Raw genomic sequence first — 12,661 nt, 5'->3', positions numbered from 1 at the left:
GTGTTGTCGGATTACGCGAGGCAAAGCCTCGCTAATCCGACCTACGATGTTGGTTCAAGCAATAGGAAATTGCAATGTAAACGTGGTGGCCGCGGCATCCGACGCCACGCCGGCGCTGCCGCCATGCAGCTGCATGATGGCGGTGACGATCGCCAGGCCGAGGCCGGTGGAAGCGGCCGAATCGCTGCGCGCCGGGTCGGCGCGGTAGAAGCGTTCGAACAGGTGCGGCAGGTGCTCGGCGGGAATCGCCGGCCCCAGGTTGCTCACGCTCAATTCCATGCCCTGTGGCGTCGCCTGCGCGCGCAGCACGACGGTTGAACCTGGGGCCGCGTGGCGTATCGCGTTCGACAACAGGTTGCCGAGCGCGCGGCGCAGCAGTTGCGGCTCGGCAGCTACCTCGCCGCTGCCGTGGCAGGCCAGCGCCAGCGCGCGTTCTTCGGCCAGGCCTTCGAAAAAATCGGCCAGGCGCAAAAATTCGTCCTGCACCGGCAAGGCCTGCTTGACCAGCACCATCTCTTCCTGCTGCGCGCGCGCCAGAAACAGCATGCTGTCGATCATGCGCGACAAGCGTTCCAGTTCCTCGACGTTGGACGACACCAGTTGTTCATACTCCCCGCTGCTGCGCGGGCGGGCCAGCATCACCTGGCTTTGCCCCAGCAAGTTGGTCACCGGCGTACGGAATTCATGCGCCAGGTCGGCGGAAAACTGCGACAGGCGCGCATAGCCTTCCTGCAGCCGCGCCAGCATGGCGTTCAGGGCGTGGATCAGCGGTAATAATTCGGTCGGCGCGCCGCGCGCGTCGAGCTGCTGCTCCAGCTTGCCGGGCCGCACCAGTGCCGCATGCGCGGCGATCGCGCGCAAGGGACGCAGGCCGCGCAGCAGCATGGCGCTGGCCAATATCGCCGCCACCAGCGCGCTGACGGCCACCGAGATGACGATCTGCCAGCGGTAGGCGGCAAACATGGCGCTGCGGTCGCCATACACCCTGGCGATCGTGATATCGGCCATCTGCGCCGGCTGGCCGATGCGCGCGCTGGCCGCCACCACGCGGGCCGGATAGCCGTCGCGGCTGGTCCAGCCGTGGATGGCGCCGCTGCCCGCCGGCGCGTCGACCGCCACCGGTGTCGGCATCGGCAAGGTTTCGCCGTGCGGATTGACGTCGATCAGGCGCGTGCCGTCGGCGCGCACGATGCGCACCAGCGAGTTTTCCTGGCCGCTCATGGTGTCGCGGAAATACTGCGGCCGCTCGCGGATAATGTCCAGCGTGCCCGCATTGCCCAGCAGCTGCTGGATCTGCCGCAGTTTGCCCAGCAACAGGATATCGTCGCGGCGCTCGATTTCGGCCACGAAGGAGCGGTACAAATGGACCCCCAGCCCGGCCGACAGCAGCGCGACGATCAGCACGAACACCATCGTCACGCGCAGGGTCAGGGAATGGCTTGCGCCGGCCAGCTTCATGGCGCCCTGAGTTCGCAGACATAGCCCATGCCGCGCAGGGTATGGATGAGCTTGGGTTCGAACGGGTCGTCGAGCTTGCTGCGCAGGCGGCGGATGGCCGCGTCGATCACATTGGTGTCGCTCTCGAAATTGATGTCCCACACTTGCGAGGCGATGATGGAACGCGACAGCACTTCGCCCTGGCGCCGCGCCAGCAGGTGCAGCAGGCCGAATTCTTTCGCCGTCAGGGTGATGCGCTGGCCTTGCCGGCTGACCTTGCGTTTCATGACGTCGATTTCCATGTCGCCGATGCGGATCACGTCGTCTTCGCGCGGCGGGCCGCGCCGCAACAGGGTGCGGATGCGCGCCACCAGTTCGGCAAACGCGAACGGTTTCACCAGGTAATCGTCGGCGCCCAGTTCCAGGCCCTTGACGCGGTCTTGCACCTCGTCGCGGGCGGTGAGGAAAATCACGGGGATATCGGCCCCGCCTTCCTGCAGCCGCAAGGAACGCAGCACCTGCCAGCCGTCCATGATGGGCAGCATGACGTCGAGCACGACCAGGTCAAAGCCGCCCTCGGCGGCCATCTGCAGGCCGTCGCGGCCATTGCGCGCCAGGCTGACCACAAAGCCGGCCTCGCCCAGGCCGCGCAATAGATAGTCGCCGGTCTTCGGTTCGTCTTCGATCACCAGGATACGCATGGAGGGCGGCTTTCATAATGGGGATGGAACATTCTACGCCCGGCGGCGTGGCCTGCGGATGATAAAAATGTCATGCGGCCATCATCTTCGCGTAGGGCAGCGCTGGCCATACTGGCGTCTTCACTTTGCATGGAGCAACGCATGAAACAGCTATTCATCGCCGGCAGCCTGCTGGGATTGCTTGCCGGCCCGGCCCAGGCGCAATTGCAACAAGTCAGCGACCTGACGCTGGCGGCGGCCCAGAAACTGAGCGGCGCCGCCATGGCCGCCTGCCAGGCGAAGGGCAAGTCCATCGTCGTGACCGTACTCGACCGTGGCGGCAATATCGTCAGCGTGCAGCGCGCCGATGGCGTCGGGCCGCACAACACGGAAGCGAGCCGGCGCAAGGCCTACACCGCCCTGTCGACCAGGACCGATACGCAGCTGCTGGCCAGCAATGCGCGCGCCAATATTGACGCCGCCAACCTGACCACCCTGCCGGAACTGTTGCTGCTGGGCGGCGGCCTGCCCTTGACGGCGAAGGGCAACATCGTCGGCGCGATAGGCGTGGCCGGCGGTGGCGGCGCCCCGCAGGACCGCGCCTGTGCGCAGGCGGCAATTGGCGCCGTACCCGAACTCGACCCAGCCATTTAATTTAATAAAGGAAATACCATGAAACGACTGATCCTTGCACTGGCCATCGCCAGCCTGTCCACCGCCGCCCTGGCCGCCAATCCGCTCAGCGTGCACATCCTCGACCTGCAAAGCGGCACGCCGACGCAGGGCGTGACGGTCACGCTGGAGCAAAAAACGGGCAATGACTGGCGGCAATTGGCCAGCGGCGTGACCAATGCCCAGGGGCGCATCGCGGAAATGTATCCGGCCGACAAAGCCATCGAACGCGGCGACTACCGCATCGTGTTCAAGACGGGCGAACACTATGCGCGCCTGAAACAGGAGACGTTTTTCCCGGAAATCCCGGTGCAGTTCCATGTCGAAAAGACCGACCAGCACTACCATATTCCGCTGCTGCTCAGTCCTTTCGGCTTTTCCACCTATCGCGGCAACTGAGGCGGCAACTGATCAGCCCAGCGACTTGGCGGTCTGCCCGAACAGCACGCTTTTCGCGTCGCCGCTGACGGTGGGCTGCACATTGATCTCGGCCGCGCGGGCATAGGCGCGCACGGTTGCCGGACGCGCGGCGATGTCGGCAAACCAGCGCGCCAGGTGCGGAAACTCGGCCAGATCCTGGCGCTGGCGCCGGTGCGGCACGATCCACGGGTAGATCGCCATGTCGGCGATCGTGTAGGTATCGCCGGCAACATAGGCGCGGTCGGCCAGGCGCTTGTCGAGCACGCCGTACAGGCGATTCGTTTCGTTCACATAACGGTTGATCGCATACTCGATCGGCTCGGGCGCGTATTGCACGAAATGGTGGTTCTGGCCGGCCATCGGCCCCAGGCCGCCCATCTGCCAGAACAGCCATTGCATCACTTCCGCGCGGCCACGCACGTCGGATGGCAGGAACTGTCCGCTTTTCTCGGCCAGGTATTGCAGGATGGCGCCCGATTCGAACAGGGGGATGGCTGCGCCGCCGTCTTGCGGCGCCTGGTCGACGATGGCGGGGATGCGGTTGTTCGGCGCGATGGCCAGGAATTCGGGCGCGAACTGCTCACCCTTGCCGATATGCACGGGAATAATGTTGTAGGCGATGCCCGCTTCTTCCAGGAACATCGTTACCTTGTGCCCGTTGGGCGTGGTCCAATAGTACAGATCGATCATCGTTGCCTCTCAGGTCGGGGTGGCGGCGGCGCCCATATTGTCGCGCCGCAACGGGTATGCATGGATATAATGCCACGTAAGCGGAAAACAACCCTCACCGAAAGCCGACCATGCGCAAACTCCTGATCGTCTCGCTATGCCTGCTGCTGTCGGGCTGTGTCAAAGATTTCGCCATCTACATGATCGATGGCCAGGAGCACTCGCTGACCGTGCGCCGCCAGCAAAACTATTTTTGGCAGGACACGGTGGAAGTGCAATTGATGGCGACCAATCTGCCGCAATGCCAGCGCCGGCATACCCTGTCGCTCGACACACCGGCCGACGAGGTAGAGGTCGAGGTGTTTTCGGCCGGCGATGGCGTGTGGAATATCCGCATGGGCGACCAGCTGTGGCAGGCGGAAACGACGACCTGCAACAGCCTGGTGGAAATGGAAAACGACCCGAAAGCCGACCTGGGCCAGCCGGTCGGCAAATTCGAGGTCGTCGATGACGAGCTGACGTTTACGGCGGCGCCAGCCCGATAGAACCTGGCCCCACAAACCTAGGCGCGCGCCAGCTTGCGCACCGGCGCCCTGGCCGGTTTCGTCGCCGAAGCAGGCGCCGCCAGGCGCGCGCCGCCTGCCTGCTGGCCTTCCTGCGCCGTCAGTTTGAAACGCGCTACCAGTTGCGCCAGCACGGCCGCCTGGTCCTGCATGCTGCCGGCCGCGGCCGCCGCCTGCTCGACCAGCGCCGCATTTTGCTGCGTCACCGAGTCCATTTCCGAAATCGCCTGGTTGACATGGCCAATGCCGGTGCTTTGCTCGTGCGAGGCGGCCGTGATGTCGGCCATGATGTCGGTCACGCGCGAGACGCTGGCCACCACCTGATCCATCGTCGTGCCCGCCTGCGCCACCAGCGTGCTGCCGGCGGCGATGCTGTCGACCGAGGCGCCGATCAGGGCCTTGATCTCCTTGGCGGCGGCGGCCGAGCGCTGCGCCAGGTTGCGCACTTCCGACGCCACCACCGCAAAACCACGGCCCTGCTCGCCGGCCCTGGCCGCTTCCACGGCCGCATTCAGGGCCAGGATATTGGTCTGGAACGCGATGCCGTCGATCACGCCGATAATGTCGACGATCTTGCGCGAGGAGGCATTGATGGTGTCCATGGTGCCGATCACCTGCGCCACCACGGCGCCGCCCTCGCGCGCCACGGCTGAGGCCGATTGCGCCAGTTCGTTGGCTTGCACCGCGTTGCCGGCGTTTTGCGTCACGGTCGAGGTCAGCTCTTCCATCGAGGCGGCGGTTTCTTCCAGCGAACTGGCCTGCATTTCGGTGCGCGCCGACAAGTCCATATTGCCGCTGGCAATTTCGCTCGACGCCGTGGCGATGGTCTCGGCGCTGTAGCGGATTTCACCAATGGCGGCGGCCAGGTTGGCCTGCATGGTTTTCATCGCATACAGCACGCTGTGGCGGTCCTTGGCATGGGTGCGCACATCAACGCTCAGGTCGTTGCCGGCGATCTTGGCCGCCACCTCGGCCGCGTATTCGGGGTCGCCGCCCAGCGCATGGCGCAAGCTGCGGTTGATCATCATCACCACGCTGCCAAGCAGCAGGCAGACCAGCACCAGCAGGCCCAGCGACATCAGCAGGGTCTGGTGGAAGGTGGAGTCGATATCGTCCATGTAGACGCCGACGACAATATTCCAGTTCCACGGCTTGTAGGCGGCCACGCGGCTGAGCTTGGGTTCGGCCACTTTCTGGCCCGGACGGGGAAAATGATAGCGGACAAAACCCTTGCCGGTGTCGCTCTTGCCGACGGCCACGATGTCGCGGTACAGATAGGTGCCGTTGGCATCCTGGACAGCGGACATGTTCTTGCCGTCGGTCTTGGGCGCTGCCGGGTTCATCACCACCACGGCTTCGTGGTTGATGACGGCCAGGTAGCCGGTTTCGCCAAAGCGCATGCTGCGGATCACAGCCAGCGCCTGCTTTTGCGCTTCCTGGGTGGTCAACGCGCCGCTGGCGGCCAGTTCGCCGAACATCTTGACGGCGCCCAGGCCCAGGTCGGCCGCGTTGGTGATGTCGGCACTGCGCTCCTCGATGCGGATCTTGCGCACTTCGAAGGCGTTATAGACAAAGATAATCGCAATACACAGCAGGCTGCAAATCAGCGGTATCCATAATTTCTGCTTGAACGACAGTTTATTCATGCGTGTCTCCTACTTGTATTTTTTGCAGCGGCATGGGTTTGCCCCGCTTCCATGCCACACATGGAATGCGGCGGCGCCGGCACTCTGGCGGCGCCGATCAGATGTTCCAGCATACGCTTGAACTGGCCTTATTTACAATGCCATCAGGCAATGTTTCTTTACCAGTGTTGTTAATGCGTTGCTGGCCAGCCGGCCAGAGGGAGGGAAGGAAACTGTGGCAGAATGCGCGTCTGCAGCACTGCCCACGAAACGATGTTCAAGAAAGAACTGCATGACCAAGAACGACGCCATGAAACGCATCAACGACCGCCTGGGCAAACCCGCGCTGACGGACAAGAACACGCATTTTGCCAGCGTGGCCAACTATGGCACCGACGAAGGCTGGTGGCTGAAAATCCCGTTTTTGACCTTCAAGCAGGAACTGCACTTCATCCTCAACAATGAGAAAACCAAAAGCTTCCAGCACTTGAAAGTTGGCGCCAACCAGATCCTCAGCCCCGGCATGAAATTTCGCAGCACCGATGGCGCCGCCGACGCCTTCATGTCGGCCTCGGCGCCGAAACGCCTGGTCGATTTGCTCGACGGCGGCAGCAAATATAATTTCACCAAGCACCTGGTGAGCGAATACCGCTACTAGGACTCATATCTCCCTGGGCGGCAGCCAGGCCTGCAGCAGGCTGCGCGCGATATCGAGCGCATCGTCGCCGCTGTCGCCGAAATGCAGTGGGTAGCCCCAGAACTTGCCGAACATCACGGCAAACGCCTTGCCTGCCAGGCGCTTGGCGGCGCTGGGCTCAACCAGCACCATGCCGCAGACATAAGCGCGCAGCGCCGCCTTGTTTTTCTTCATCCACAATGTCATGCGCTTGCGTTCGTCCTGTGCATGTTCATGGCCGTCCTCGTCGAATCGCGCATCGCCGAGCAGCACAAATGCTTGCCGGCGCGCCAGCAATTGTTCGAACGCCGAGTACAGGGCATCGCCGTTGCCCACGCCGGCATCGCGCCGCAGCCAGACGAGGGGGAAAGTGGAACTGTCGATCAGCATGGTGACTCCTTCAAGGTAGATGGCCGGCGCCCGCACCTTCATCAAGAGCTGGCGGCTGTCTGGCGTTGAAGAGGCTGCGGAAAACATCACGATACGGCAAGCGCTGCTGGACGTCATTGCACAAAATGGCCACAATATTATTCAATCCAGCCAATCCCTGACACCATGCCCATTCCGCTTTTTTCAGCCACCCCGACCGGGTCGCCAGGCCTTGCACCCATCGATATCGACGTCGATGGCATACTGCGCCCCGTGCTGGCGGTAGGTGCGGCACATGTCAGCAGCGAATGGGAGCAATCGCCGCACCGGCACCGCAAGGCGCAGCTGCTGTACGCCGTGCGCGGGGTGATTCATTGTGAAGTGGAAAGTGGCGCCTGGATCGTACCGCCGCAGTGCGCCGTGTGGATACCGGGCGGCCTGCTGCATGCGGCGCGCGGCGCCGGCGAGGCGCAGTGTTATTGCCTGTTCGTCGAGATGGAACAGGCGCCGCGACTGCCCGCCGAATGTTGCACCGTGGCCGTCTCGCCGCTGCTGCGCGAGCTCATTTTCAAGGCGGCCGGCTTTCCCGTGCCATCTGCGCTCGACGGTGCGCAGGAACGGCTGGTGGCAACCCTGCTCGATGAACTGGCGGGCGCGCCCGTGCAAGACCTGCACCTGCCGATGCCGCGCGACAGCCGCCTGCGCCGGCTGGCGGCGATGCTGCTGGCCAACCCCGGCGACAAGACACCATTGGCCGCATGGGCCAGCCGCATCGGCATGAGCGAGCGCAGCATGACGCGCCTGCTGCTGCAGGAAATCGGCATGAGCGTGGGCCGCTGGCGCCGGCAACTGCATGTGATTGTCGCCCTGCAACGCCTGGCGCAAGGCCACAGCGTGAAGGCGGTGGCGCTGGCGCTGGGCTATGAAAACACCAGTGGCTTTGTCACCATGTTCCGCAAGGCGGTCGGCAAGCCGCCAGCGCGCTATCTGGCCGAACGCGGGCGATAGAGGCAAAAAAGGCGGCATCGCGCCGCCTTCTGCAAGCATCGACAGCGAAAATCAGGTTTCGCGCGCCAGTGCCAGAAACTCGGTGCGCATCGCCAGGTTCGGCTGCAGCTCGCCCAGCATGGCCGAGGTCACGGTTTCTTCGCCGGGCGTACGGATGCCGCGGCTTTCCATGCACAGGTGGCGGCAGCGCACGACCACGCCGACTGCTTTCGGCTCCAGCACTTCCATCAGCGCATTGGCGATCTGCATCGTCATGCGTTCCTGCACCTGCAGGCGCTTGGAGAAGCAATCGACCAGGCGCGTCAGTTTCGACAGGCCGACGATTTTGCCGTTCGGCACGTAGCCGATGGTGGCCTTGCCGAAGAACGGCGCCAGGTGGTGTTCGCAATGGCTGTAGACGGGAATGCCGCGCACGACGATCAGCTCGTTGTACTGTTCCGCGCCATCTTCAAACGCTTTCAGCAATTCGACCGGGTCCTGACCATAGCCCGAAGTCCAGTGTTTCCAGGCTTTCGTCACGCGCGCCGGGGTTTCCAGCAAGCCCGGGCGTTGCGGATCTTCGCCTATGCTGGCAATCATGCGGCGCCAGTCGTCTTCGGTGAACTCTTCGTGTGCCATGCTCAAACTTTCTCCAATTTTCAATTGCCGCCAGTATATAGAAAACTGGGCTAGCTGCCTTGACGTGCCTGTTTTTACTCTGGCTGTGGCGGCCGGTGGGCCTGCACCAGCAGCGCCGAGATCGAGACGCTGGAGCTGGCCTCGGGCCAGGTGTCGCCGGGGCCGAACCAGCGTGCTTCGGCAATCTCGTTTTCATCGAGGCGGATCTCGCCATCGAGGTAATCGGCCGTAAAGGCCAGCATCAGCGAATGCGGAAACGGCCACGACTGGCTCATGAAATAGCGCAGGTTGTGCACCCTCAGGCCGACCTCTTCCATCACTTCGCGGTGCACGGCTTCTTCCACCGATTCGCCCGCCTCCAGGAAGCCGGCCAGCGGACTGTAGCGATAGCTTGGCGAATGCTTGTGCAGCGCCAGCAGCACCTGGTCGCCCTTGCGGATCAGCACCATCATGGCTGGCGAAATGCGCGGATAGGCCAACATGCCGCAGCCCAGGCATTTGAAGCAGCGCTCGCCCGGCAGGCGCACCATCGGCGTGGCGCAGACGCCGCAATAGTGGTGGCTGCGCGCCCATTCGGCCAGTTGCGCGGCGCGGCTGGCCAGGCCGACAAAACCATCGTCGAGCACATTGAACAGCGAACGCAGGCCGCGCCACTCGACGCTGGCGTCGGGCAAGGCTTCGTCGTCACACCAGAGCGCCTGGCAATAGCGGCCCTGCCACAGGCCCACCGGCTGGGCGCGCGTCAGGTCGACGTCCAGCGCGGCGACCTGGCCGGCGGACGGCAAGGCCAGATCCTGCGTGCGCAGCAGCAGGCGGCCACGGTGAAAGAGAAAGGTCAGAGTCTCGGCCGGCGACGGCGCCGGCACGGGAAAGTCGATCAGGGGAACAAAGGCAGGAGGAGTGGCAAGCATGCTGCACCGGAGTGTGGGGAGGTCTTTCATCATACTCCCGTGCAAGGATCGCGTACGCAGCGTGCGAAATAACACGACGCAATGCGGGTTTGCAAGGCCCCGGCGCAAATAACGGCGTTTTTTTAAAGCACGCCAAAAACGTTGCGTTAACGCGACGTAAACGAGACTGATAACGATTCTCATTTACGGAATAGCGAGCAATTATTACAATGTCACTCATTGTTACAACCCCAGTGCCTGCGCCCGTCACAAGGCGACGCCACCTCCCCTGACCACAACGAAAGAGCAAGATGGCAATCAAGAGCCGCAAACACGTCCAATCCCGCTTCAACCAGCATGTCGGCGCCGCCCTGGCCGTGATGCTGCTGCCCGTCGCAGCCCAGGCCGCGGATCCCGCCGGCCAGAACGCACCGGCATCGCAGCAGATGCTCAACGAAGTGACCGTCGTTGGCACCCAGGAAAACGACTTCAAGGCCAACAAGGCATCGTCGCCGAAGTACACGGAAGCGCTGGTCAACACGCCGCAAACCATCGTCGTGATCAAGAAGGAACTGATCGAACAGCAAGGCGCGCTGACGCTGACCGACGCCCTGCGCAACACGCCAGGCGTGGGTACCTTCTTCCTTGGCGAGAACGGCAACACCAATACCGGCGACGCGGTCTACATGCGCGGCTTCGATTCCTCCGGCAGCATTTATGTGGACGGCGTGCGCGATGTCGGCTCGATCTCGCGCGACGTGTTCAACATCGAACAGATCGACGTGCTGAAAGGCCCGGCCGGCACCGACAGCGGCCGTGGTTCGCCTACCGGTTCGATCAACCTGGTCAGCAAGACCGCCAGCCTGGAAAACGCCTTCAATTCGATACTGACGGCCGGCAGCGGCAAGCAGAAACGCGCCACCGCCGACTGGAACCGCGTGATCGACGCCGACAGCGGCACGGCTTTCCGCCTGAACATGATGACCCAGGACAGCGGCAACCCTGCCCGCGATGAAGTCACCGACAAGCGCTGGGCGATCGCGCCTACCGTCACCTTCGGCCTCGGCAAGCCAACGCGCGTCACGGCCAGCTACTTGCACGTGGACCAGGACAACGTGCCCGATGGCGGCGTACCGACCATCGGCCTGCCAGGCTACAGCGCGCCCGATACCATCACGCTGACCAACAAGACCATCCGCACCTTCCTGAACACGGCGGCCAGGGTCGATCCGAAGAATTTCTACGGCTCCACCGCGGACTACAACAAGGTCAAGGCCGACATGGGCACCTTGCGCATCGACCACGATTTCTCGCCGACGCTGCAGCTGCAAAACACCACGCGCTACGGCAAGACCGACCAGGACTATCTGCTGACGGCCTTCATGGGCAACACCGCCAACCTGCAAACACCAGTGCCCGCCAATCCGGCCACCTGGACCATGGCGCGCTCGCTGCGTACCGTCAAAGACCAGGAAAACACCATCCTGACCAACCAGACCGTGCTGAGCGCGCAGTTCGCCACGGCGGCCCTGAAGCACTCGCTGGTGGCCGGCGCCGAATTTACCAGCGAAAAGCAGACCAACTACAGCTATGTTGCCGCCAGCATGGGCACCCTGGCCGCAGCCAATCTGTACAACCCGAATCCGCGCGACCCCGTTACCGGCTACAAGCCGGTGCGCAGCGGCGCCTACACCCAGGGTGAAGTCAATACGCAAAGCGCGTATGTGTTCGACACCATCAAGTTCGGCGAGCAATGGCTGTTCAACGGCGGCGTGCGTTTCGACCATTTCAATACCACCTATGATGCGACCACCCTGCAAACGGCGGTCGCCAGCGGCCAGGTACAGGTATTGCCAGTGGGCACACCGATCCCGACCCATCTGACGCTCAGCGACACCTTCGCCAACGGCAAGATCTCGGCCATGTACAAACCGACACCGGACAGCAGTGTGTATGCCCTGTGGGCCACCTCGAAAGCGCCGCCAGGCGTCAACTTTGCGCTCAGCGCAGGCGCCAACAGCGCACAGAATCCGAAGTACGATCCGCAGGAAACCACCACCAAGGAAATCGGCACCAAATGGGATTTCCTGAAACAGAAACTGTCGCTGTCGGCCGCCGTCTACCAGACCACGGTCACCAATGAAGTGGAACAGGATCCGGTCATTCCGACCATTTACTATCAAACCGGTGAAAAGCGCGTGCAAGGCGTGGAAGTGGGCCTGGTGGGCGAAGTGATGCATAACTGGCTGGTCAGCGTTGGCTACACCCGCATGAACACCAGCGTCAAATCGGGCCGCGTGGTGACCGCCAGCGGCGTCAACAACCTCAGCTACACGCCGAAACAGGCGTTCACCAGCTGGACCTCGTACACCCTGCCCTTCGGCCTGAAAATCGGCGGTGGCGCGCGTTATGTCGGTGAAATGCTGCGCGGCACCGATGGCGCCGTCGGCACCCCGGCCCGCATCGACTCCTACTGGGTTTTCGACGCCATGGCGACCTATCCGGTCAACAAGAACCTGGACCTGCAGCTGAACGCCTACAACCTGGCCGACAAGACCTATGTGGCGGCGATCAACAAGAGCGGCTTCCGCTACACCCCGGGCCAGCCACGCTCGTTCAGCCTGAGCGCCAACATCAAGTTCTGATGAGTGCCTGAGATAACACCTGCTCCACCGAATGCCCCGCCCAGTGCGGGGCATTTTATTTGGCTATGTCACCAGCAAATGTGGGAACGTCCCCAAAGTGGCCCTGAGCAAGCTTTCGGGGGACAATATTCTTTTGGCGTCCAGGATCCAACGCCAGCCCAGGTAGTTGGGCAGGTAGCGCGTGGCCACGCCATGAAACGCACGCAGCCAGCCACGCAGCCGGCTGTGATAGGCGTTGACATTCTGCACATGCACCGTGCCGCGCACGCGGATGCCAGCGCGCAAGTTGACCGCCGCATGCTCGATGCCAATCTCCCTGGCAAAAGCGGGATAGGCAGGATGGCCATCGCTGACCAATAAAATGTCACGGTCGATCACCGGCGGCAGGC

The 12,661-nt window shown here is 63.0% G+C and carries 14 protein-coding genes; 6 read left to right on the top strand and 8 right to left on the bottom strand.

Annotated elements, in window-relative coordinates:
- Window positions 1-54 precede the first annotated feature (54 nt).
- The gene (locus ASR47_RS01065) at window positions 55-1,458 is read right to left on the bottom strand and encodes a heavy metal sensor histidine kinase (protein ID WP_065305922.1); all 1,404 of its coding nucleotides are present in this window, start codon (window positions 1,456-1,458) and stop codon (window positions 55-57) included.
- Entirely contained in the window at window positions 1,455-2,138 is a 684-nt protein-coding gene (locus ASR47_RS01060; RefSeq protein ID WP_065305921.1) for a heavy metal response regulator transcription factor, read from the bottom strand. Before ASR47_RS01060 ends, ASR47_RS01065 begins: the two co-directional genes overlap by 4 nt.
- A gap of 141 nt (window positions 2,139-2,279) precedes the next feature.
- On the opposite strand from ASR47_RS01060, the gene ASR47_RS01055 reads away from it, so the two are divergent.
- Window positions 2,280-2,771, top strand: a complete 492-nt coding sequence (locus ASR47_RS01055; protein ID WP_065305920.1) for a GlcG/HbpS family heme-binding protein — start codon at window positions 2,280-2,282, stop codon at window positions 2,769-2,771.
- An 18-nt stretch (window positions 2,772-2,789) separates the two neighbouring features.
- The gene (gene uraH, locus ASR47_RS01050; RefSeq protein WP_065305919.1) at window positions 2,790-3,188 is read left to right on the top strand and encodes a hydroxyisourate hydrolase; all 399 of its coding nucleotides are present in this window, start codon (window positions 2,790-2,792) and stop codon (window positions 3,186-3,188) included.
- Window positions 3,189-3,200: 12 nt separating this feature from the next.
- Here the strand turns inward: uraH and ASR47_RS01045 are convergent, their stop codons facing one another.
- Window positions 3,201-3,899, bottom strand: a complete 699-nt coding sequence (locus ASR47_RS01045; protein ID WP_065305918.1) for a glutathione binding-like protein — start codon at window positions 3,897-3,899, stop codon at window positions 3,201-3,203.
- 110 nt (window positions 3,900-4,009) lie between these two features.
- Here ASR47_RS01045 and ASR47_RS01040 point away from each other — a divergent pair, with 110 nt between their 5' ends.
- Entirely contained in the window at window positions 4,010-4,423 is a 414-nt protein-coding gene (locus ASR47_RS01040) for a hypothetical protein (protein ID WP_065305917.1), read from the top strand.
- Between the two features lie 17 nt (window positions 4,424-4,440).
- On the opposite strand, the gene ASR47_RS01035 is transcribed toward ASR47_RS01040, so the two are convergent.
- A complete protein-coding gene (locus ASR47_RS01035; protein ID WP_065305916.1) occupies window positions 4,441-6,087 on the bottom strand; it encodes a methyl-accepting chemotaxis protein in 1,647 nt (548 codons plus the stop codon).
- A gap of 271 nt (window positions 6,088-6,358) precedes the next feature.
- Between ASR47_RS01035 and ASR47_RS01030 the strand changes: the two genes are divergently transcribed.
- Window positions 6,359-6,724: a hypothetical protein gene (locus ASR47_RS01030; RefSeq protein WP_065305915.1), complete on the top strand. Its 366-nt coding sequence runs from the start codon at window positions 6,359-6,361 to the stop codon at window positions 6,722-6,724.
- A gap of 3 nt (window positions 6,725-6,727) precedes the next feature.
- Here ASR47_RS01030 and ASR47_RS01025 read toward each other — a convergent pair whose 3' ends face one another.
- Window positions 6,728-7,132 carry a hypothetical protein gene (locus ASR47_RS01025; RefSeq protein ID WP_065305936.1) on the bottom strand — a complete coding sequence of 135 codons (405 nt, stop codon included), beginning with the start codon at window positions 7,130-7,132 and terminating at the stop codon, window positions 6,728-6,730.
- 165 nt (window positions 7,133-7,297) lie between these two features.
- Between ASR47_RS01025 and ASR47_RS01020 the strand changes: the two genes are divergently transcribed.
- Window positions 7,298-8,119 (top strand): AraC family transcriptional regulator, encoded by an 822-nt coding sequence (locus ASR47_RS01020; protein WP_065305914.1) that lies wholly within the window; start codon window positions 7,298-7,300, stop codon window positions 8,117-8,119.
- A gap of 51 nt (window positions 8,120-8,170) precedes the next feature.
- On the opposite strand, the gene folE is transcribed toward ASR47_RS01020, so the two are convergent.
- Both folE and nudC read right to left on the bottom strand, forming a co-directional pair.
- Window positions 8,171-8,737 carry a GTP cyclohydrolase I FolE gene (folE, locus tag ASR47_RS01015; protein WP_065305913.1) on the bottom strand — a complete coding sequence of 189 codons (567 nt, stop codon included), beginning with the start codon at window positions 8,735-8,737 and terminating at the stop codon, window positions 8,171-8,173.
- Window positions 8,738-8,811: 74 nt separating this feature from the next.
- Window positions 8,812-9,648 carry an NAD(+) diphosphatase gene (gene nudC, locus ASR47_RS01010; RefSeq protein ID WP_065305912.1) on the bottom strand — a complete coding sequence of 279 codons (837 nt, stop codon included), beginning with the start codon at window positions 9,646-9,648 and terminating at the stop codon, window positions 8,812-8,814.
- A 290-nt stretch (window positions 9,649-9,938) separates the two neighbouring features.
- On the opposite strand from nudC, the gene ASR47_RS01005 reads away from it, so the two are divergent.
- A complete protein-coding gene (locus ASR47_RS01005; RefSeq protein WP_065305911.1) occupies window positions 9,939-12,272 on the top strand; it encodes a catecholate siderophore receptor Fiu in 2,334 nt (777 codons plus the stop codon).
- 63 nt (window positions 12,273-12,335) lie between these two features.
- Here ASR47_RS01005 and ASR47_RS01000 read toward each other — a convergent pair.
- Window positions 12,336-12,661, bottom strand: a 326-nt coding sequence (locus ASR47_RS01000; RefSeq protein WP_150127619.1) for an IS1595 family transposase, incomplete at its 5' end; no start/stop codon positions are given.

Origin of the sequence: Janthinobacterium psychrotolerans (assembly GCF_001677885.1) — a bacterium.
Classification (GTDB): domain Bacteria; phylum Pseudomonadota; class Gammaproteobacteria; order Burkholderiales; family Burkholderiaceae_D; genus Janthinobacterium; species Janthinobacterium psychrotolerans.
This window is presented reverse-complemented; position numbering and strand designations above follow the sequence as displayed.